Consider the following 21,881-nt stretch of genomic DNA (forward strand, 5'->3'; position numbering starts at 1 on the left):
GACGCGGCTAAGGCGATCGCAAAGTAGGAGGGATTTCCGCCTAATGTCGCACGCGATAAGTGTCTCGCAGCAGAACCACTTCTGGGTACCAGCGGATTGAGCGCGCTCCAGAACAGCGCCAATGCGCGCTCGCGCGAAGACCAGCTCGCAAAAAGCGCTGACCCGAGAACGCCATCGCAGCGAGCTCGCGGGCAGGCATTAGCGCTTTTTCAGGGATCCCACTTGGGGATGCCAGTAAGCGCTGATATGTTGAATTGATCTTACAGGCAAAAAAGCACTCATAAGCGGGTCAACCGAAGGCATCGGTTATGCGATCGCGCGACAGCTCGCAAGGGCTGGTGCGGACTCATTGTGAATGGCCGTTCGGACGGCAAGACTGCGGCAGCAGCTGAGCGTCTGCGAGGCGAAGGTGCCAAGGGCAATGTTTTGGCCGCTCCTGCTGACATAGCCACCGCTGAAGGCTGCACAGCTTTGTTCTCCAAGGTCCCGCAGGTTGATATTCTCATCAACAACGCTGGCATTTTCCAGCCCCTCGATTTTTTCGAGGCCAGCGACGAAGTCTGGGACCGGCACTGGCAGGTCAACGTCATGTCAGCCGTCAGATTGTCGCGTGCCTATCTCCCCGGGATGCAGAAACGAAACTGGGGAAGGGTCATCTTTATAGCGTCGGAATCGGGCTTCAACATCCCGGTCGAGATGATCCACTACGGTGTCAGCAAGACAGCCGACATCGCGGTTGCCCGCGGTCTGGCCAAGCGCATGGCCGGGACTGGCGTCACCGTAAATTCCGTCCTTCCTGGACCGACACTTTCACAAGGCGTGGATGCAATGCTTGCCGATGAGCGTAGCAAGACGGGCAAACCGATTGAAGCGGTCGCTGCCGATTTCGTCAAGCAACACCGCAGCACATCGATCATCCAGCGAGCGGCGAGCGTCGACGAGATCGCTAATCTCGTCACCTATCTGTCTTCACCGCTGGCATCCGCCACGACAGGTGCCTCCGTGCGAGTGGACGGCGGGGTAATCGATACGCTCTGATTCCCGATCCCATCCTATAGAGAAGCGGTCTGTCCGACCGCTTGTCGACGGTTGATCGCCAGAGCGGCTATAACTGACGTCCTTGATCTTCGGCTTGCAGCCGCCTGACACGTAATCTGTCGGCATCGGCTTCGCGTCGAAGTCTCTCATTGGCCAGGTAATCTGTTGCAGATTGCTGCTTGAGCTGGGGACTTTCAGTACGCAATCTCGTTGATACTACGCCCAGTTTCGCCAAATTCTCGGTCAAAGATATGTTTCCTCGATTGCGCCAAAGGACGCTGAAACTCGCAAAAGGATAAAGCTTCGACGGAGGTTCCATCGACGGTGCCCGATCGGGGCTACGCTCGCCCTTCGAACGCCTGCAACATCATCAACGTGCGATCATCAGTGTCTTGAACGACCAAGTGAGCATCGGACTGTTTCATCGGCTTCAATAGGTCAGGGTTGCCGCCCTGTGCAAATTGCAGCTTGGATTTATCGGAATCGACATCCTCGAGATCGGCTTTAAACTCAAGTGCGTTGGACATGGCAGAGCTCCGCATTCGCGCTAGGGAATTTGGACGCTTAACGAGAAACCTGCGTCCTTGTTCCAGGCATCTACATGGAATCTGTAATCCCAACTTGGCCGCAAGCATCCGTCGCGCTCCATCGCCGGTATCGGTCCGAGCCTAAATCAAAGTTCGAGCTGATGCTACCATTTCAAACTGTTTCTGGTAGCGCCTTTTAGGCGGCACCTTCTGCGTTGACGCGGCGGCGTCATGACACCATCTGTTTAGTATGAACAAATCGAAGACTAAAAACAAAGAAGCGGACGAGCCCGAACTGATGAGGGAATGGACCCTTCCGGTGGAAGCAACGCTTGGATCCGCTGTCCGGGTTAAGGGAATCTTGCAGGAATTGCGCGCTCGCTTGCCGCCCGCGGTCAGGAAGTCTCTCGATATGCAAACAGGTGCCCTCATCCTGATCATGCCTGAGACCTCGAAGACGGCGTTTCGCACGACGTCATCGGCTGTGTCGCAGGCGCTTAAGAACATTGCGAGGCTTCCCATCATACCTCGCGAGATCGAAGACATTCTGGCTATCACGACCTCTGAGCGGAAACGCTGGCTCGAAGATGGTCGGCTAAAAAGCGCCGGTACCAGGACCGTGAGGTTGCAAGGTAGAGCGCGACAGATCACTTTTCATGTGTTCGATCCACGCGTTGAGGATCTTCTCAATCGTGGCTCGGTTGATGAGTGGCGCGAAGCGGATGCCGCCCTCAAGGCTGAGAACCGCAGGCGTGCGGCTTACCAGGCAAAGCTTACCCGGTCGCTGAGGAAGCAGGCGCCAGGACAGACAGCCAATGTGACCGTTGGCGAGGATGCTACAGGTCTTAGCGGGTGGGCCGAATTCGGGAATGACGGTTTGCTGCGATAAGTCGCCGTCTTGGATCATTTACGAATTGAGCGACGGCAAACATGCGCGTCAGTAGTGAAGCTTGAACCAATAGCGTCCCACTCCGAGCCCAAGCACATCCGTGTGCGGGAAGGCTCAAGTCCAAACCGAGCGTTTTGCTGTCCGCAAGGATAAAAAAGCGCCGCCCAGAAGACCGTAGGGATGAAGACCGCGATCATCGGGCCACCTGAACCTAGCACCGTTTGCTATCTCTTTTCCTGCCTTGATGATATGCTATTTGACGGCGAAAAACATGGCTGATCCCAATGCCGGCTTCTTCAAGGTGACGAACGCGACCGGGCGCGATCCATGCATCAGACCCTTATTTGCATGATCTGCGTATCTTACGACCCTGTTCGTGGCAAACTCATACGACTGACTGGCCAACGCTTGATATTTTATCCAGCTGGCGTTTCGGGCCTTTTGTGGTTTAGACCGCGGGTCTTAGTGAAAATTCCGGCTCTTGATCTTGAGTCTGTCGATATGGAGGTCAGGAATGAAGATATTCCGCGGCTTGATTGGATCTCGGCTGTCATGACCGGCGGGGCCCCCGTGAGCGAATTCATCACCTCGCCCGCTTGGCAGTACGAAGCCAGCGTCTCGGTCCGCCAAGCCGGATAGGTCCGCGGTCAAGTCGAACAATTGCTGGGCGACGAGATGAACAACCTCTCCTTCCCGCTGGATGCGACCGTTGATCGCCATCATCGATGCCCCAAGTACGACTTGGCGTCGACGCTCGAACAACGATGGCCAGACAACAATGTTGGCGGGTCCGGTCTCGTCTTCGATGGTGATGAACATGACGCCCTTGGCGCTCCCCGGCTTCTGTCGCACCAATACAAGGCCCGCCGTCATCACCCAGCGGCCGTCGCGAGCGCTCATGGCTTCGGCGCAAGTGACGATCCGGCGCCCACTCAAATCCCTGCGAAGGAAGGCGATCGGATGTTCTCGCAGCGTCAAGCCGACATGGCTGTAGTCCTCCACAACGTTATGGCCTTCAGTCATCTGGCGGAGCTCGACCGTTGGCTCCTGCTGTTCGGAGACCGCGCGATCCTCACGCTCGGCCGCAGCCGCGAACAATGGCAGCGGCTCGTCGCGCAACGCTTTGATCGCCCATAGAGCGTCGCGCCGTTGGAGACCCAGCGACGGCCGGAACGCATCAGCCTCGGCCAGTTCGACAAGAGAGTCCGCCGGCACATTCGCCCGACGCCACATGTCATCAACAGTCTCGAACGCGCGGTTCATACGGGCCGAGACGATCCGAGCGGCACTGGCATTCGGCAGCCCTTTGATGAGCCTCATTCCTAGACGAACAGCGTGACGATGGGAGCCTTCAATTTCCTCAAGCGTGCAGTCCCAACGCGATCGGTTGACGCAGACAGGTCGGATTTCAACGCCATGGCTTCGGGCATCTGCGACAATCTGGGCAACAGCGTAAAAACCCATTGGTTGACTGTTCACCAGGGCGGCACAGAAGACCTCAGGATGATGGCATTTCATCCAGTTGGACGCGTAGGCAATCAGCGCGAAGGATGCGGCATGGCTCTCTGGAAAGCCGTAGGACCCGAACCCCTCGAGCTGGCTGAAGGTCTTTTCGGCGAATTCGGGACTGTATCCATTGCGCACCATCCCGTCGACGAGCTTTGCCTTGAACTTAGAAACGCCGCCGGTGAATTTGAACGTGGCCATACTCTTTCGGAGCTGGTCTGCCTCGCCGCCGGTAAATCCGGCGCAGACCATCGCCACCTTCATCGCACTTTCCTGAAAAAGTGGGACGCCCAGCGTCTTGCCGAGAACCGCTTCAAGCTCAGGCGTCGGATACTCAACCTTTTCCTTACCCTCACGGCGGCGCAGATAAGGATGGACCATGTCGCCTTGTATCGGACCAGGCCTGACAATTGCAACCTGGATGACCAGGTCGTAGAACGTCTGCGGCTTCAAACGCGGTAACATCGCCATCTGCGCCCTGCTTTCCACTTGGAAAGTCCCCAAGGTGTCGGCTCGTCGGATCATGGCATAAGTCGCGGGATCCTCCTGCGGTATGCTGGCGAGATCAAGCGGGATATCCTTATGCTGCTTTAGCAGTTCGAATGCTTTAGCCATGCAAGTGAGCATACCGATGGCGAGCACGTCCACCTTCATGAACTTCAAAGCCTCGATGTCATCCTTGTCCCATTCGATGACCTGACGATCGGCCATGGTTGCAGGCTCGATCGGAACAAGATTGTCAAGACGGTCATGCGTGAGAACAAATCCACCCGGATGCTGGCCCAGATGGCGGGGTGCCCCCATTAGCTGCTGCGCGAGCTTGAGCGTAAGGGCCAGGCGACGATCATTCGGATTGAGGCCTCGCGTCTCGAGTCTCTGATCCGTAACCAGTTCTTCCGACCAATGCCACATTCCTGACGACAAAGCCTTGATGACATCCTCAGGCAGGCCTAGCGCCTTGCCGACATCACGGATTGCCCCCTTGGCTCGATAGCGATTCACGGTGGCGCAAAGGGCCGCCTTGTCCTTGCCATAGGTCTTGTAAATCCACTGGATGACTTCCTCTCGTCGCTCGTGCTCGAAGTCGACATCGATGTCCGGCGGCTCGTCACGCTCTTTCGATACAAATCTCTCGAACAGCAGGTCATTGGTCTCCGGATCGATCGAAGTGACGCCGAGGATGTAGCAGATCGCGCTATTTGCCGCCGATCCCCTACCCTGGCAAATGATGCCCTGGCTCCTGGCGAACCGGACAATCGAGAAGACCGTCAAAAAATAGGGGGCATACTGCATCTCCTTGATCAGGTCGAGTTCGTGGCGGATCGCCTTCACCACCTTTTGGGGCACGCCCTCCGGATAGCGGTTCGGGAGGCACTCGCGGACATAATGCTCGAGCGACTGCTGCGCATCCATGCCCTCAACAATGGCTTCAAGCGGATACTGGTATGTCAGTTCGTCGAGGCTAAAGCGGCAGCGGTTGACGATCTCCATCGTCCGGGCGAGTGCCTCCTTATATCGTGGAAACAGTCTGGCCATCTCCTCGGGAGGCTTCAGGTAACGGTCCGCGTGGCGCTCGCGCTCAAAGCCTACTTCGTCAATGGTTGTCCTGTTGCGAATGCAGGTCACGACATCCTGGAGCTGCCGGCGGCCAGGCTCGTGGAACAAGACATCGTTGGTGACCACGGTCTTCACCCGGAACTTCGTCGCCATGTTCGAAATCTCGTGCAGCCGAAGCTGATCATTCGGGCGGCGACGCAGGCTGAGGGACACATATGCCCGGTCGCGGAAGATGTCCGCCGTCTTCCTGAGCTGGACCGCGCACACTTCGTCCGCAAGGTCAGGAACCAGGATGCCAATTAGACCGTCGGCAAAGAGCGCAACGTCACTTAACGTCAGGGTGCAGTTCGCCTTGCCGCCGCGCTCCTTGCCGAGTGTCAGCAGGCGCGTAAGCCTGGAATAGGCCGCGCGATCCGTTGGGTAGACCAGAAGTGACATACCATCCTGGAGGTCCAGCCGACAGCCGACGACAAGCCGAACCCCGGTAGCGCGCGATGCTTCCAAGGCGCGAACGATCCCGGCAAGGGAGTTGCGGTCGACGATCCCCAGCCCCTCGATGCCCATCGCCTTGGCCGTGGCGAACAGCTCGTCGGCAGATGACGCACCCCGCAAAAAGCTGAAGTGGCTCGTGACCTGTAGCTCGGCGTAGGTCATGCGAATATTCCATGCACGAACCACCGATGCGATCCGGTCTCAGGATCGACGCCGTCGCCTTGGCGAAAAATCCAAAGGCGCTCTCCGCCATCACCCTCGATGACAAAATAGTCGCGGACGGCCTCAAGCTCGGCATCGCGTCGCCACCATTCTCCGAACACGCGCTCGGGACCGTCGGCGCGTTTGACCTTTATCCGTCGCCCACGCCAGACAATACTGGCCGGAGGATAGTCAGGCATCAGGGCGATTGCGTCGATGCGATCCGGTCGAGCCAGCAGGCGCACAGGACGTGGCCAGTGAAGCGACCAGGTGTCGTCGGCAACCGCGGCGACGGCAGCAATCCGCTGAACACTGCGTTCAGGCACGTCAGATGCGACTGGGCCAATCCTGTAAACCCGTTGCCCTCGATTGCCAAACACGTCGATCAGCGGCGTGACATCGGTCACCTCGTCTTCGACGAGCGCCGACGCTGTCTGCAGCGCGTCAAGCGGCTCCGTCATTACCGCCACCAGTGTCAGCTTCTCGATGCCGTAGCCGGGTTCGATCTTTTCCGTGCGATCGCGGAACAACTTGGCCAGCCAAGCTATGTCGCGCGCGGGCTTCGCGGTACCAGCGCGGATGGCCTGTCGGGTGCCATCCACCTTCTCGACAAGCAAATCGGTCCGGCGCACGCCTAAGCCTTTGCGCTGAAGCTCCGTCACCAGCTCCTTGACCAGTCGGCCGACATACTTGTCGATCGTCTCCGCAGCGCCAATGGGTTCAGCAAATGCCCGGCTGACCTCAATCAGGTCTGGGGTCCGGATGGGATCGATTGGCTCCGCCATCCGGCCGAACATCTGGTCCAGCCGTCGGCCTAGCTCTGGGCCGAAGCGAAGCGCTAGTGGCGCTCGAGGCTTCGCCGCCAGCTCCCCGATCGTCCTGAAGCCGAGTGTGCGGAGATCGCTGGCAATCTTTGGCGGAAGCCGCAGAAGGGACAACGGCAAGCTGTCTACAGCTCGCACCGTTTCGCCAACAGGCACGATGACAGTCTCTCTTCGGATTGCGCGGGCACACGCATGGGCAGCGCCCCAGGTGTCAGCGATCGCGACACGCGCCGATAGCTTTTTCGCGCGAAAACGGTTGGCGATCCCGGTCAACATCGGCAGTTCGCCGCCTTGCAGATGATCTGCACCCTCGGTGTCCATGACGATCCCGTCAGGCGCATCCATCGCCACGATTGGGGAATACTGGCCAAGCGCCCACAGCGTGATGCGCTCAAGTGCGGCCGCATCCGCAACCGGGTCAGCATCGGCCAGTATTAGACCCTGAAAGATGGCCTGCGCTTTGGCTGCGGGCATGCCGACACGGACGCCGGATTTCTTGGCGGCCGCATCGACTGCCGACACCCAGCGCTTGGCCCCGCTGCGTGCGATAACGGCAATGGCCTGCTCAACGGGAATAGACGGATCGGCTCGCCTGATCCTGTCCGTCGCCAGGTTCGGTAGATAAATCGAGACGACCCGTGGCATCACACGCTCCAACAATAAAATCTGCGCACTCGCCCGCTTTCACTCTTATCAATTCCAGCAGCCAGCGCGCCCGACCGATACCGGGCACCGGAAGAGGCTCGCTTGGAAGCACACTGACACGCCACCGCGTGCTCGCAGCCGTCGGCTGGCCGTAATCACTGGCCTCGGTTTGTCGTCGCCATCGTCGGACGGCCAGGCCCATGGTCCCAGTCTTTTCGGCGGCAAGCTGTAGCCGTCTCGACGTCGTCATTGGCAGCCTCACCAGCTCGCCGACCACCGCGCCTAGCCCGCCAAAGGCCAGCGCTTCCTCCATCGAGGTCAAGACGTCCTCCTCCTTGTCGCTTTCGACGAAGATGACGCGTTTCGGATGGAGACCTGCCTGTGCCAGAGCTGGGAAAAAGAGATCAGGTCGCGTGAGGCACCAGACGACCTGGCCCTTTGTCTGCGCTGCGATCCCAGCCACCATCAGCGCGGCGGCTGCTCCGTCGACGGTCCCTGCTCCACCGCCCGCAAATTCATGAAGAGCACCGAAGGCGAGTCCGCCGCCAGGCAAGCGGTCATCGATCTCCGGAATACCGAAGGGCAGCACCTGCTTGTTGCGCGCGGACGTGCCTTCGAGATGCTGGATGCGCTCCCGCAGCTCCGAGATCACAAGATTTGTGGCACCCTGCGCCATCGCGACCTCTGTCTAAAACCGGGTTTCAATTTCGCTCCAAAGCGAGTAGGTTCTCTTTTTGTTCCTGATCGGCATGTGAGTCAATCGTGATGTTCAGGCAGAAATCGACCATCCAGTGCCAGTCCACAGCGGCGCTGCGAGCGATCAGGAAACGAATTCAACAATCTAACGAGCATCCATCCACAGATGAGCACAATCGAAAAAATAAGAAAAAATTCCTCTGACGAGGACATTATTCTTCGACAGTTACGCGGTCACATCCTGCACGTCGACTGTCGGACGTGTGACCGCTGCGACGATCTCGATCGGAAAGCCGTCGTAAAACGGCACGGCGCATCAATCCCAATGCACAAGCTGCGCCGTAGGATCGGCCTCGGATGCGACTGGATGAATGCCGTTGACGGCATTGACCGATGCCAACTCACCATTTCCGCGAAACCCGACAAGGAGGACTGAACATGATCGAGATATCGTTCCATTCGAAGATCGTCGTCTCGCTAGGTTGGACGGCACGCGTTTTACCGCAGCGATGAAGAAGTCATGATCGCGAGCACCATCGAGAGCCTTAAGGCACGGATCAGGGAGCGCGATACCGTTCGCGACTACATCGAGCGTTTGGAAACAGGAGAGATCATGCTGCATCCGGACGACGGCAGTGCCCCCTCGCCTTTGCCGCTGGCCCAACTTCTCGACCTTCTGTCCGGATACGACCACATGCTGTCCATCGAAATCGGCAGGCTTGAAGTCGAGACGGAAAGGCTTCACGGTCCCTATCAGGATTGAGGAGGCTCCCGTATGTGCAATGCCTATAACGTCACTACCAATCAGCAAGCGATCCGGTCGTTCGTGTCGATCACCCACGACCATATCGGCAACATGGAGGACTCCATCGATGTCTATCCTGATCGCTTGGCTCCCATCGTTCGCAACAACGAAGACCGCCGCGAACTGACTATGGTCCGCTGGGGCATGCCCTCGTCCAGCAAGGCACTGCTCGATGCTGCCAGCAAACGGGCCGACAAGCTGCGCGCAAAAGGCAAGGAGTTCGACTTCAACGAACTCCTGAAGATGGAACCAGACGGTGGCACGACCAACATCCGGAACACCTCCAGCCAACATTGGAAACGATGGCTTGGCGTGCAGAACCGTTGTGTGGTTCCGTTCACCCGGTTTGCAGAACCCGATCCGGCCAGCAAGGTCGAAGGTGGACGCACGCCGAATGCTTGGTTCGCCAGCACAAGCGACGACCCGCTCATGTTCTTTGCCGGACTGTGGGTGAAGGACTGGACCAGCGTGCGCAAGGTCAAGGATGGTCTCGTCACCATCGACCTGTTTGCCTTCCTGACGACCGAGCCGAATGGCATCGTCGCCCCGATCCACCAAAAGGCGATGCCAGTGATACTGACGACGCAAGACGAGGTCGAAACCTGGCTCACCGCCTCATGGGACGAAGCCAAAGCGTTGCAGCGCCCGCTGCCAGACGACTTGCTGAAGATCGATCCCGTGATGGATGCGGGCGCATGACATGGAAGACGTCTTGACCGCAACCCCCGACAGCGTAACACCAGCCCCCGTGCGAAAGATCATCCATGTCGACATGGATGCCTTCTATGCGTCGGTCGAGCAGCGCGACAATCCGGAGCTGCGCGGCAAGCCCGTGGCGGTCGGGGGGTCAGAGGCGCGCGGTGTCGTCGCGGCAGCCAGTTACGAGGCCCGCATATATGGTGTCCACTCGGCAATGGCATCGGTGACGGCCAAGCGGAAATGCCCCGACCTCATCTTCGTCAAGCCGCGGTTCGAGGTCTACAAGGCCATCTCTGCGCAGATCCGGGAGATCTTCGCCGATTACACGCCTCTGATCGAGCCGTTGTCATTGGACGAGGCCTATCTCGACGTGACGGAAAATCTAAAGGGCATCGAGATCGCCACACAGATCGCGCTCGAGATCCGCACCAGGATCAAGGACGCCACCGGGCTAAACGCGTCTGCCGGGATCAGCTACAACAAGTTCTTGGCCAAGATGGCGAGCGACCTGAACAAACCAAACGGTCAGGCGGTCCTCACGCCGAAGGTCGGCCCGCGGTTCGTCGAAACGCTTCCGGTCAAGAAATTCCACGGTGTCGGCCCGGCTACAGCAGAGAAGATGCACCGTCTCGGGATCCAAAACGGCGCCGATCTCAGACAAAAGGACCTGCCTTTCCTTGTCGAGCACTTTGGAAAATCGGGGCCATATTTCTATGGCATCGCCCGCGGCATCGACGAGCGACGCGTCAAGCCGGACAGGGTTCGCAAATCAGTCGGCGCCGAGGACACCTTCGCCCAGGACATCCATTCGTATGACCCGGCACTTGAAGGCATGCAGCCGTTGATCGCCAAGGTCTGGCGCTATTGCGAGGCCAACGCCATACGCGCAAAGACCGTCACGTTGAAGTTGAAGTACTCGGATTTCACACAGATCACGCGCGCAAAGACGATCGAGCAGCCATTCGAATCAATGGGCGAAATCGAGCGGACGATCGCATTGTTGCTCAAGCCTATGTTTCCTCCGCCAAGAGGTGTGAGGCTGCTGGGAGTTACACTTTCATCGCTCGAGAGCGTAGGGCAGCACCTCCAGACAGAGCAATTGCGCTTTTTGCTCTGATTGGCATTGATTGATTTTGAAGTTTTCTGGTGAAGAATGGCAACCTTTCGCGCTCAGTCTGACCCAAGATCTCGCCCGTGAAACAGCTCTCTTAACGCTTTCGCGCCTTTCTTGTGAGGTGAGGTCACGATCACAAAGCGGCGGCCTTTTCCATCGGCCTCTTGATGGGCCAAGTCGAACATCCAGATTGTCATTGCGGTGCCTCGCGTGATTTCGAGGAGCTTTTCCATGGCAGGATCCTCCTGTGCGTCAACAACGAAGTGTAGCTCATAAGCGAAGGTTTCCTGGCCAGTCCCTCCCTTAAGCTGTTCCCTGAACCACTCCCACAGATTTGAGAAGTCGACCGGAAATGGTGCTAGGTCCATATTCACGTGAACAACATCCCGCAGAAAAATGACCTCACCATCGAAAAAGGCGTGGATACCGAGGAAGTATTCGGCGAGATCCATGTGCGCCGCTAACGCATCGCGAAATATGTTTAGGTTTGTCGCCGTCTGAAACATGCGGATCTCCATGCGCTTTTGCCATTACAGGCAAAATATGTTTTCGATACTTGGAGTTAACGCTGAATACGTTAAAAGATGCCTTCGACTCTTCAGCTAGTGCAAGTTCTTACAGGCACGCATAGGTCGAAATGAAAAGCTTATGGCAGCTTTGATCAGAACAGGACGCTGCGGATTTTGTCGTCACCATCAAGCAATCCTGCGTTGCTCGAATGACGCTCAGTGCATTGACCGACATCGCCAAAAACGCCATCCCGTGCCGGGAAAGCCTGCGTGGCATGTCCTACGCTCGTCATGTCTGCTGACACGTGACCCGATGATCGCCGAGCGGCGCACCCACAACCGGGGGAAATTCGGATAGTGCCTCATGAACTCATTGAGAGCGTCGATTTCGAGGCTAGCTAATCTTGCAGACCAACGTTTGCGAGTGAAGATCCCGAGGAACCGTCGATGCTCGCGTCGAACGCAGCGATCGTCGCAGGCGCGCCAGCGATGGCTCGCTGAGCTTGATCGCCAATGTGCCTCGCTGCCAGTACGGCAAGCAGAAGAAGCGCCAATCTGAATATGAAAGCCCGCAGGAGCTTCTCTGTGGTGTCCATCGCATTTCCTTCCTTGTCCGACTTTGATGTAAACCTCGCCAGGCGACATGGCACAATGTGTAAGATACAAGGGAAGCCTTCGGTTTATCCGAAGGATCCAAATTGGGGAGGATGCATGCGGTTCGACATCACTGACCTTCGCTTGTTTCTCCATGTGGTGGAGGCCGAGAGCATCACTTACGGGGCCGAACGGGCGGGTATGGCTTTGGCATCTGCCAGTGCCCGAATCCGTGGAACATCGGATCGTTAGAAACTCGGCCGTTCAAGACCGACAGGCTCTTATTGATTACCCCTGCCGAAAATCCCTTGGCAAAACGGAGCACCGTTCCATTCCGCGAGGTGCTTGACCAACCGTTCGTGGGTCTGCCTGCCGATAGTGCGCTGCAGGGGCACCTTTCGACCCACGCCTCGCGCGAGGGCAGGCAGTTCAAGCTCCGCATCCGTTTAGACGCGTTCGAGGACATCTGCGCTATCGTCGCAAGCGGCGTTGGGCTGGCAATCGTGCCAGAGCTTTACGCGAGGCGATATCAGCATCCGCTCAGACTCGGTGTCGTTCCCCTCGCTGACGCCTGGGCATTGCGTCACCTTCTCGTCTGCACGAAATTTCGCGGCCCTGCCTGTTCACGCCAGGCGGCTCGTGGACTATCTTGCGATCGCATAGGCATATCATCGGATGGGCCTCCAATGAGCGCTCAGGAAATTAAGAAGCCGGTTAAGTCTCGGGTTGAAGCTGTCGGGATCGATAAAGTTGGATCCATCGCCTTCGACCCAGATGACAAGGCGATGCGCTCCATTCTGGCGCTTCACAAACGCAACCAGATTACAACGCGATCGAGGAACGGATCCTAAGGGCGCCCATCAAGCGATCGTCTTGCAACTGCGCTCGCTCAGCCTCGGGAACCATTTTGGATCAGACATAGTTACCTTTCGACATCTTTGGAGGCACGTGGAATGACCGCTCACCGCGCTCAATGGAAGGGACACCTGAAGATTGGCGATCTTAGTTGCGCCGTCGGCCTGTATACCGCCACATCAACTTCCGACCGTATAAGCTTCCATATGTTAAACCAGAAAACCGGAAACCGTTTACAGCGGGAGTTGATCGACAGTGAAACTGAAGAGGTTGTCGCGCGAGAGCAACAAGTGAAGGGTTTCGAGACGGGAAGCGGCGAATACATCATGATCGATCCGCAAGAGGTTGCGGCCGTCATCCCAGATTCAGATAAGATGCTTGAGGCAGAGGCTTTCATCGCTCGCGGCGAAGTCGATGATGTCTATTTCGACAAGCCTTATTACCTCGTGCCTGTTGATGACGAAGCTAACGATCCTTTCAACTGCATCCGCGACGCACTGGCCAGCACGCGCGTGGTGGCTATTGCGCGGACCGTTCTGTTCCGGCGACTGCGGACCGTTTTGATCAGACCACACGGCAGGGGCCTGATCGCGACGACACTCAACTTCGATTACGAGGTGCGGTCTTCAAAGGAAGCGTTCAAGGGCGTTGCGAAGGTTGAGGTCGAAAACGAGATGCTCGACTTGGCCAAGCACATTATCGATACGAAAATCGGGGACTTCGATCCCGCAAAGACTGATGACCGATATGAAACCGCCCTTGCTGCACTGGTAAAGGCAAAGGCTGAAGGAAAGGCACTTCCGAAACCTAAGCCGGTGAAGATTTCTAAACCGAATGATCTTCTGAAGGCACTGCGAGAAAGCGCTGGATTGAGCAAGCCTTCCTCCAGGAAGCCAAAGGCCGCGAACGCCAATGCCGGGAAAAAGAAAACGAAAGCTGATGCAAAGGCGCCGTCCAAGACCACTCAGAAGAAGGCAAGCTGACCATGGCCCCACGACGTCCGTACTGGAGAGGTTATTTGAAGCTTTCGCTGGTCACCTGCCCCGTAGCGATGGTCCCAGCGACCTCGGAGAGCGAGAAAGTGCGGTTTCATACTCTTAACGAAAAGACCGGCAATCGGGTTGTTTCACAGTACATCGACAGTGTAACCGGCAAGCCTGTCAAAGACGAGGACGAGGCCAAGGGGTATGAGCGCGGTGAAGACGACTACGTTATTCTCACCGATGACGAACTAGAGTCCGTAGAGCTGGAGAGCGTTCGCACCATCGACATTGAACGGTTTGTGTCTAGGGAGAAGATCGAGTGGATTTATTTCGACACCCCGTTTTACCTCACCGCCAATCAGAAAATCGGTGACGAAGCCTTTGCTGTCATTCGGGAGGCAATGAATGCTAAGGACGTCGTGGGCGTCGCTCGGGTCGTCCTTGGCCGTCGAGAACGCGCCGTGATCCTCGAGCCTCGCGACAACGGCATTCTCGTGTGGGCGCTCAGGTTTGGTGACGAAGTCCGGCCGGAAAGTGAGTATTTCGCCGGCATAGACAAGACGTCGGACACAAAGGGCGTCGCCGCACTCGAAAAGATCATCAAGAAGCGTACTCAAAAATGGTCGCCAGCCATGGCGTCCGATCCGATCCAGGATAGCTTACTGAAGCTTATCGCTTCGAAAAAAAGGGCCCATAAGCCCTCAAAGAAGCAGGCGTCCAAAAAGAGAACGGGGAATGACGGCAAGCAGAGCAACGTCGTTAACATCATGGATGCGCTGAAGAAATCAGTCCAAAAAGAACTGAATTCCCGCAAAGCTGGCTGAAGGAGCAATGCATCACTTCGGCGCGGCTGCCTCGCGTGCAACAGTTCGTCATTCCAATTGTTTTTGGTCAGCGACTTGTGACGCTATCGTGGCCACAGCGCTTTTGGGTTGCTTCAAAACGGTCACGACTTTGTTGGGCTATGAGCTCGTTTGGACGCCAGTTCATCAATGCTGTCGAACATAGCTCAAATCTTGGTCATCTGCTGATTGGCAGTGTTTCGTGCGTCGCCGTACAAACGATTGGCAATTCTTTGCTCGTCAGGCAGCCCGCTTTTTCGATTTGTTCAATCGCCTGATTGCCTGTTCCAGGGACCGCTCGCCGTCGCAATAATCCTGCCAGGCAGTGGTCTGCTTGAGGAGAGCGGGCACCGATCTGATCGTGAACCGCCTTGGGTCGAGCCCTGCCTTGACCTGCGTCCAGTTGAGCGGCATCGACACCGTCGCTCCTGCTCGGGCCCTCGGTGAAAGCGGCGCGACTGCAGTCGCGGTACGATCATTGCGCAAGTAATCCAAGAAAATGCGCCCACTGCGGAGACTTTTCGTCATCTTGATCAAGTAGCGGTCCGGGTTGTCTCTGGCCATTTCTTGGCAGATATCGTGCGCGAAGGCCTTGCCTTGGTCCCACGTCAGCGTCTTGCCTTTCGGCACAGACAACGGCGTCACCACATGCAGCCCCTTGCCCCCGGTTGTCTTACAGAAGCTGACAAGGCCGAGCTCCTCCAATCGATCTCGTATCTCGCGGGCGCCTTCTATGACTCTGTTGAAATCGACATCCGGACCGGGGTCAAGATCGAACACCAAGCGCCCCGGCACCTCCGGAAGATTGGGTTCGCAGTTCCAAGGATGTAGCTCTGTTCCCCCAATTTGGGCGATGGCGGCCAATCCCTCGACGCGGTCGATTTGCAGATAGGGCTGTTTATCGCCCGACACTTTGACCTGCTCGATGAGGTTTGAAGTTCCCTGCATCGCATGCCGCTGAAAGAACTGCTCGCTCCCGATACCGTCTGGCGTCCGGATAATCGAACAAGGCCGTCCCTTTATGTGATCGATCAGCCATGGCCCCACGGCCTCGTAGTAGTGAGCCAGATCAAGCTTGGTGACCGGCTCTGCGTCCGAGGCATTGGGCCACATGGGTTTCTCAGGGCTGGATATCAGAACGCCCATGACATCGACCTTCGCTCCCTTGCGAAATTTCGATGCCGTGCGCGGTTTCGGTGCCTCGGTCTCAGGGTCGGGAACATCCTTTTCGTCCGGGCTTGCGGGCTGATCTGCCTCAACCTCTGCCGCAGGCTTGTCCTCGCGTAAGCCTTTGAACGCGGCTTGTCGGACCTGGCCGTCCGCTGTCCATCCCGCAAACTCGATTTCGGCAACCAGCTCGGGCTTCAGCCAAAAAATTTCTGGTGTCTTCTTCGGAGCGCCGATGCCGGTGAACGGAGATTTCGTGGTTTCGACCTCCTTCAATCGCGGCAACAACTTGTCGATCACGTTCGCCGGGTAGCCAGTCCCAACGCGGCCGACATAAACAAAGTGGTCACCGCGATTGACACCGACTAGGAGCGAGCGAAATTTCCCGTTGGTGGTGGCGTAGGCACCTATCACCACTTCGTGTCCCGCTCGGCATTTGGATTTCGCCCACGTCTTCGTTCGGCCGGACACATAGGTTGCATCGGCCTTTTTCGAAACGATGCCTTCGAGCGACAATTTGCAGGCCGACTTTAAAACAGCATCCCCGCCTGTCTCGAAGTGTTCGACAAAGCGTAGACGCGGGTCGTCCCCCGCCTTGCGCAGAAGAGCAACTAACCGCTCCTTTCGCTCTCTCAGCGGCAAATCGCGAAGGTCTTCACCGCCAGCAAACATCAGATCAAAGGCGAAGAAGACGAGATCGTCGGTCTTCCCTTCCGACAACGATGCTTGCAGCGCTGCAAAATCCGGTGCACCGTTCTCATCAAGGGCGCATATCTCGCCGTCGATGATCGCGTCTGGAAGTCTTTCGCAAGAACGGGCGATAGCAGGGTATTTCTTGGTCCAATCGAGGCCTTTGCGCGTTTTGAGGGTGACCTCACCACCTTGGATGCGCATCTGTATGCGGTAGCCGTCAAACTTGATCTCGTGCACCCAGCCGTTTGCGGATGGCGGTCGTTCCAGTGCTTCGCACAGTTGAGGTGCGATGAACGACGGCATTACAGAAGACACAGTCTTATCGCGCGGATTGGTCCTTTTCTTCGATGCTGCCTTTCGTTCGTCGGCGGCAAGGCCTTCGCTACTGTCCCAGACCGCATCCGCCTCGACGGAACCACCTGATGTCATGAACGGCTTTGGCTTTCGGCCTTTTCCGGATGCAATGGCATCCATCGTCCGCCCAGAAGCAACAGACGTAGCATTCTCTTCGAGTACCGCAGCGCCGTCTTTGTCGACGGCGAAATCATCATGGTGTTTGATCAAAAGCCAGTTGTTTCGCGTCTCGCCTTCTCGTCCACGCATTCGCACGAGGACGAAACTCCCATGAAGCCGTTGGCCTTCAAGCGTGAATTTGAAATCGCCTTTGGCGAGCGCATGCTCCGGCGTCTTGTTGCCCTCTGGCTCCCAGTACCCCCGATCCCAGAGCATAACCGTGCCCCCACCATACTGGCCCTTAGGAATAGTGCCCTCGAAATCGCCGTAATCCAGCGGATGATCCTCGACCTCCACCGCGAGACGCTTGTCTTGCGGATCCAGCGATGGCCCTTTGGTGACCGCCCAGGATTTGAAGACACCGTCCAGTTCTAGCCTGAGGTCGTAGTGGAGGCGAGTGGCGTCGTGCTTCTGGATGATAAAGCGTCGACGGTTCGAGGATTTTACCTGCGCCTCCCCGCTCGGCTCAGCGGTTTTCTTGAAGTCGCGCTTAGCACGGTATTTGGAGAGGTTGACGGCCATGGCTTTTCTCGCAATCGATCACTATCGAAATGCCCAGGATGTGGCTACGGTTCCAGGACAGGCCTGAATTTGATCCATGCGGTTCCGTTCTCTTTGCAGTAAGATTAAAGGGCGCAGGGTCCCAGGCAAGCTTTTGCTCCGGCTGCTCGTCGAACTTTGCTGGCCGGACAGGCGAATGCCATGTTGCGTGGGCGGTTCCAGCAGTATCTGGCACTACACCGATAATATACATGCGGTGGTGCGGCCTCGTTTAGCCCCATGGATTGATAGATCGGCACCTCATCGGCACCAAAGTGCCACGTCAGGCATCAAGTTGAATCGGACACCCTGAGTTTGCACTACCTCTTGCTAGCCAATGGCGAGGTCGTAGATTTGCACCAGATCGGTCGGTTCGGAAAAATTCGCCCTCGATGATCCGGGCTCTTGGTTGCAGCAGCTTGACGAGGTGCGCCGGAACCAGGACCGGGCCAACGCCAGTAACGTAGCCGCTGTCGCGACCCTTTTAGCATCAGCGCTGGAAACAGCCTAATGTCGGCGCCGGCTCTAGCATCCGGCCGCCGCGCCATCCCAAAGCTGCAATCCAGCCCGCGTCGCCCGGGGAATGAACTCCGGCGTGAAGTGGACGTCTTGCGTGCATCGCGCAAGACATTACCGCGGATCGACCAAGGCTGCGGCTCGGAAGCACATGGCATCTTCCACGCAAATGCAGGCTCTAGCGCAGGACAATCGATGAGCTACTGGCGTTCTGTGCTGCTTCAAACAGGCTTTTTCCAGGGCCGTCAAGCCATTCATCAAAGCTCAGCAGATGGCCAAACTCTTCGCGAAGACTTCCGATATCTGCGTGGCCTGCCAGTCGTCCGTCATCGAACAACTCAGTCAATCGCCGCAGGAAGTCGTTCTCATTCAGAAGAACATCCGGAAACCGGCTGTAGCTGATCGGCCGGCCAGCGGCGCGGCTGAGGCTTCGCTGCAAGCCGTCTCCCGTCAATTCATCGCCGGCGATCTCAATCGTGCGACCGACAAACCGGCCCGGATAGGAGAAGATGCGCGCCACGATCTTGCCGATATCTCGAACGGCGATGACTTGTCCGATCTGTGTCGGCCGAAGAAATGAGACGTAAGCATCCTGATCCAGACCCATCCCAGGCAGCATCAGCAGTTCCATGAAGCCCGCCGGACGTATGATGGTGCTGGGGATATCCAGCGCCCTGACATGGGCCTCGATCTCCGATTTGCTGTCGAAATGTCCCATGCCCGTCTTTTCCGGCCCGGCGGCATTTACCGAGGTATAGACGAAGTGACCGATGCCGGATTGCATGGCAATATCGGCGATCACTTTGCCATACCTGACCTCATCGTCGTCCGAAACACCGTAGACTGCCGCCTGCCCTGAACTCGGCTGAACACTGAACACGCCGTAGACCCCTGCCATGGCAGATCTGATTGAGGCTTCGTCCGCAAAATCCCCTTGAGCCACCTCAACACCGAGCGATGCCAAATCCAGACCTCTTTGGGCATCCGGATCGCGGACAAGTGCCCTGACGGACCAGCCATCGGCCCGGAGAGCCGATGCGACGGCCCCGCCCTGTTGGCCTGTCGCGCCGAAGACGAGGACAGTTTTTCCGGAACTGAACTCCGACGCCGCCGTGCCAATATCTTGATGATTGCTGGATGTCATTCGAGCCTCCTTGCTGCTGAAGGCCATCTAGGTATACTTATTATACGTGAATGCAATTACGCACCTGAACACTACCAGGTTTACAGGAGTATCCCAGTTATGGCTGCAATGCCGCCGGAAACTCTCGAACTGAACAGGCTTGTCTTAGAGGAGATTACGACAAAGTGGTCGTTGCTCGTGCTGGGATGCCTGTGCAGCGGGCCAATGAGATTTAATGCGCTTCGACGGGCAAACGATGGCATCTCCCAAAAGGCCTTGACGCAGTGCCTTCGTCGGCTGGAGGCCAACGGCTTTGTAACCCGCTCGGTCGTCAGCACCGCGCCCGTTGCCGTCGTCTACGAGATATCCCGGCTAGGGCGCTCACTCGAACCACACTTGCAAGCAATCCTGAACTGGGCAGATGAACATCGCGACGAGGTCTTAGCTGCGCAACGACAGTTTTATGGCGAGGCAGATGACTTGTCGCGCAAATAGATGATCCTGCGGTTTGGGATCTCGGCGTAGCCGACATCAAGAGTGTAATTCTTCGTGGCTTGGGTGGCGAACGTCTTCGGGAGCATCGTCTTCCCGGATTGCCGGGGCCTAACGATCAGCAAGACTCACGTGTCCAACATGGCGTCCTTAACAGTTTGCTCGACGGGTCTTAGATAAAGCGCCACAGCCATGCTCCTTGGTGACCATTCGCAATTAGGGCGATGGCCATATGAAACTCGAGCAGTGCTTGCTGTGACGGCGAAATATTCACGAATGGTATGGGGCAGTTGGCGGCCCACCGATCACCGAAACGCGAAGCGGAAAAAGGCTTTGCGACAAGGATGGTGGCCAGGACCGTCTAAGCAGAGTGCACGGGAACGATCAAGCGATGGTTTATGCGGGACGGCTGGAAGTTTCGCTCGATATGCCTTCAGCGATCATCAAGCAGTGCTGCGGACGTCAAGCGCCAGAGGCTATGCCACGGTGTTGAGAATATCCCCTTAGGCCGCGAGTTGGCTTTCTTTCAACCTCAGCGTCACAACCACACCACCCTCGACCCAGCTGACGTCGATTGAACCTTTGAGTTGCCCGGAAACGGTCCGCTGCAGGAGCTTGCTGCCATATCCTTCCGCCGAGCGCGTAGGTTCGACTGTATGGCCGCCTTGCTCGCTCCAGACAATTTCGATATCGTCCTCCACGACCTTGCCTGAGATGTCGAGTAACCCGGTATCATTCGACAGCGCGCCGTATTTGAGTGAGTTGGTCGCCAGCTCATGAATGACCAGCGCAAGGCTCGTAGCGGCCTTATCACCGAGGCCCATCCTGGGGACCGCTACGCGGATACGCCCCGCAAAGGCACCGACATCGTCGTAGGGCGCGAGAAGCACGGTAAACATGTCTCCCAGCAGTGCCGCATTCCCCTGACCATCCGGAAGGGGCCGGACCAACTCATGGGCACGGCCAAGTGCGGTCAAGCGCTGCGTCAGTTGCTTTGCCATTTCCTCCTTCGTCTCGGTAGAGCGCGATGTGATGTTCGTAAGACCGGCCGCAAGCGCCAGCAAGTTCTTGACGCGGTGGCTCATTTCGCCGGCGAGCAGCTCATGCCCTTCCTCGGCCTGTTTTCGGCCCGTCACGTCAAGGAAGATGCCCGTCATTTTCTTTGTAGCTGCGTCACCTTCGTTGCCCTGTCCTCTCGCAGAGATCCACCGAACGTCAGACGTGGTGGTCAAAATGCGGAAGTCGATTTCAAAAGGTCCGTCGATGGCCCGCGTTGCAACGAACGCGGCTCTGACCCGATCCCGGTCGGCGGGATGAACCTTGGCGGAAAGATGCTCAAAAGTGAGGTCTTGTTCGACGGGAATATCCCAAAGCTCGTAGGCCTTCGCATCCATCACGAACGTGTCGTCATCGACGATCCAGGTCCAGAGGGCGACGCCGGCTGACTTGATGGCCTGCCTAAGCTCGTTTGCATTCCATTCGGGCTGTGACCCTATTTGGCTCATGTTCAATTCTCTTCCGCCAAATCAAAAAAGATGACCCTGATCAGAACTAGCGGGCTGGACAAGCGGAATCAATGGTCTAGCTCCGCTTGGCAGTGACTGCTCGAATCGCACATTACAAGCATGAGCCCTCTCCGATTGACGACTGGCGTCAATGAAGGGCAACCGCGTAGAGCACCTGAACACCCAGGCAAGACGGGGCAAGCAACGTAAATCGTGCACTGCTCCTCTTTTCGATCAGAATGGTGTGCTAAAGCGTGTCGCATCTATTCAGCCTCATATCCTGCTGCCTTGAAGAAGTTTCGGCATTCGGTGACGGAGAAGAGTGTGATGATGTCGCCGAGCGCTTTGGTTATTGTATCGAAGCTTCGAGCGGCCCGCTTTCGCAGGAGTGACTTGAGTTTCGAGAATGCCATTTCGATAGGGTTCAGGTCCGGCGAATAGGGCGGCAGGAAGAGAAGCCTTGCGCCTTTTGTCTTGAGCAACTGTTCTGCCCTTTCGCTTTTGTGGAAGCCGACATTGTCGAGGATGACGACGTCGCCGGGCGATAGTGTCGGCA

Annotated in this window: 17 protein-coding genes and 1 pseudogene; 9 read left to right on the top strand and 9 right to left on the bottom strand. The window is 57.2% G+C overall.

Features of this window, described 5'->3' with window-relative positions; translation table 11 throughout:
* Positions 1 to 253: 253 nt before the first annotated feature.
* Positions 254 to 1,038 (top strand): annotated as a pseudogene (locus tag D460_RS34120) (SDR family oxidoreductase).
* Positions 1,039 to 1,376: 338 nt separating this feature from the next.
* Here the strand turns inward: D460_RS34120 and D460_RS0129175 are convergent.
* A complete protein-coding gene (locus D460_RS0129175; RefSeq protein ID WP_018902156.1) occupies positions 1,377 to 1,565 on the bottom strand; it encodes a hypothetical protein in 189 nt (62 codons plus the stop codon).
* Positions 1,566 to 1,815: 250 nt separating this feature from the next.
* Here D460_RS0129175 and D460_RS0129180 point away from each other — a divergent pair, with 250 nt between their 5' ends.
* The gene (locus D460_RS0129180) at positions 1,816 to 2,454 is read left to right on the top strand and encodes a hypothetical protein (protein ID WP_018902157.1); all 639 of its coding nucleotides are present in this window, start codon (positions 1,816 to 1,818) and stop codon (positions 2,452 to 2,454) included.
* A 462-nt stretch (positions 2,455 to 2,916) separates the two neighbouring features.
* Here the strand turns inward: D460_RS0129180 and D460_RS0129185 are convergent, their stop codons facing one another.
* From D460_RS0129185 to D460_RS0129195, 3 genes are read right to left on the bottom strand one after another with little or no spacing between them, the layout of a single operon-like run.
* Positions 2,917 to 6,171, bottom strand: a complete 3,255-nt coding sequence (locus D460_RS0129185; RefSeq protein ID WP_018902158.1) for an error-prone DNA polymerase — start codon at positions 6,169 to 6,171, stop codon at positions 2,917 to 2,919.
* The gene (locus D460_RS0129190) at positions 6,168 to 7,679 is read right to left on the bottom strand and encodes a DNA polymerase Y family protein (protein WP_026283675.1); all 1,512 of its coding nucleotides are present in this window, start codon (positions 7,677 to 7,679) and stop codon (positions 6,168 to 6,170) included. Before D460_RS0129190 ends, D460_RS0129185 begins: the two co-directional genes overlap by 4 nt.
* Complete coding sequence (locus tag D460_RS0129195) at positions 7,600 to 8,355, bottom strand: ImuA family protein (RefSeq protein ID WP_018902160.1); 756 nt, start codon at positions 8,353 to 8,355, stop codon at positions 7,600 to 7,602. The genes D460_RS0129190 and D460_RS0129195 overlap by 80 nt, the downstream gene beginning before the upstream one ends.
* Before the next feature lie 540 nt (positions 8,356 to 8,895).
* Here D460_RS0129195 and D460_RS0129205 point away from each other — a divergent pair.
* From D460_RS0129205 to dinB, 3 genes are all read left to right on the top strand, one after another.
* Entirely contained in the window at positions 8,896 to 9,138 is a 243-nt protein-coding gene (locus tag D460_RS0129205; RefSeq protein ID WP_018902162.1) for a hypothetical protein, read from the top strand.
* A gap of 12 nt (positions 9,139 to 9,150) precedes the next feature.
* Entirely contained in the window at positions 9,151 to 9,879 is a 729-nt protein-coding gene (locus tag D460_RS0129210) for an SOS response-associated peptidase (RefSeq protein ID WP_018902163.1), read from the top strand.
* 73 nt (positions 9,880 to 9,952) lie between these two features.
* Entirely contained in the window at positions 9,953 to 10,996 is a 1,044-nt protein-coding gene (dinB, locus tag D460_RS0129215; RefSeq protein ID WP_245267840.1) for a DNA polymerase IV, read from the top strand.
* Between the two features lie 53 nt (positions 10,997 to 11,049).
* On the opposite strand, the gene D460_RS36985 is transcribed toward dinB, so the two are convergent.
* Positions 11,050 to 11,499 carry a hypothetical protein gene (locus tag D460_RS36985; RefSeq protein ID WP_245267835.1) on the bottom strand — a complete coding sequence of 150 codons (450 nt, stop codon included), beginning with the start codon at positions 11,497 to 11,499 and terminating at the stop codon, positions 11,050 to 11,052.
* 881 nt (positions 11,500 to 12,380) lie between these two features.
* Between D460_RS36985 and D460_RS34715 the strand changes: the two genes are divergently transcribed.
* From D460_RS34715 to D460_RS0129240, 3 genes are all read left to right on the top strand, one after another.
* Positions 12,381 to 12,947 carry a LysR substrate-binding domain-containing protein gene (locus D460_RS34715; protein ID WP_245267836.1) on the top strand — a complete coding sequence of 189 codons (567 nt, stop codon included), beginning with the start codon at positions 12,381 to 12,383 and terminating at the stop codon, positions 12,945 to 12,947.
* A 102-nt stretch (positions 12,948 to 13,049) separates the two neighbouring features.
* The gene (locus D460_RS0129235; RefSeq protein ID WP_026283678.1) at positions 13,050 to 13,934 is read left to right on the top strand and encodes a Ku protein; all 885 of its coding nucleotides are present in this window, start codon (positions 13,050 to 13,052) and stop codon (positions 13,932 to 13,934) included.
* A gap of 2 nt (positions 13,935 to 13,936) precedes the next feature.
* Positions 13,937 to 14,758: a Ku protein gene (locus D460_RS0129240; protein ID WP_026283679.1), complete on the top strand. Its 822-nt coding sequence runs from the start codon at positions 13,937 to 13,939 to the stop codon at positions 14,756 to 14,758.
* Positions 14,759 to 15,016: 258 nt separating this feature from the next.
* Here the strand turns inward: D460_RS0129240 and ligD are convergent, their stop codons facing one another.
* Positions 15,017 to 17,671 carry a DNA ligase D gene (ligD, locus tag D460_RS0129245; RefSeq protein WP_018902169.1) on the bottom strand — a complete coding sequence of 885 codons (2,655 nt, stop codon included), beginning with the start codon at positions 17,669 to 17,671 and terminating at the stop codon, positions 15,017 to 15,019.
* Positions 17,672 to 18,383: 712 nt separating this feature from the next.
* On the bottom strand, positions 18,384 to 19,349 hold the full coding sequence (locus tag D460_RS0129250) for an NmrA/HSCARG family protein (RefSeq protein ID WP_018902170.1): 966 nt from the start codon (positions 19,347 to 19,349) through the stop codon (positions 18,384 to 18,386).
* A gap of 99 nt (positions 19,350 to 19,448) precedes the next feature.
* Here D460_RS0129250 and D460_RS0129255 point away from each other — a divergent pair, with 99 nt between their 5' ends.
* The gene (locus D460_RS0129255; protein ID WP_018902171.1) at positions 19,449 to 19,823 is read left to right on the top strand and encodes a helix-turn-helix domain-containing protein; all 375 of its coding nucleotides are present in this window, start codon (positions 19,449 to 19,451) and stop codon (positions 19,821 to 19,823) included.
* Positions 19,824 to 20,323: 500 nt separating this feature from the next.
* Here D460_RS0129255 and D460_RS0129260 read toward each other — a convergent pair whose 3' ends face one another.
* On the bottom strand, positions 20,324 to 21,325 hold the full coding sequence (locus tag D460_RS0129260) for a sensor histidine kinase (protein ID WP_018902172.1): 1,002 nt from the start codon (positions 21,323 to 21,325) through the stop codon (positions 20,324 to 20,326).
* Positions 21,326 to 21,588: 263 nt separating this feature from the next.
* Positions 21,589 to 21,881 (bottom strand): transposase (locus tag D460_RS0129265; protein ID WP_018901704.1); only part of this gene is annotated, 293 nt, incomplete at its 5' end.

The organism is Rhizobium sp. 2MFCol3.1, assembly GCF_000377565.1.
Taxonomy (GTDB): Bacteria; Pseudomonadota; Alphaproteobacteria; order Rhizobiales; family Rhizobiaceae; genus Rhizobium.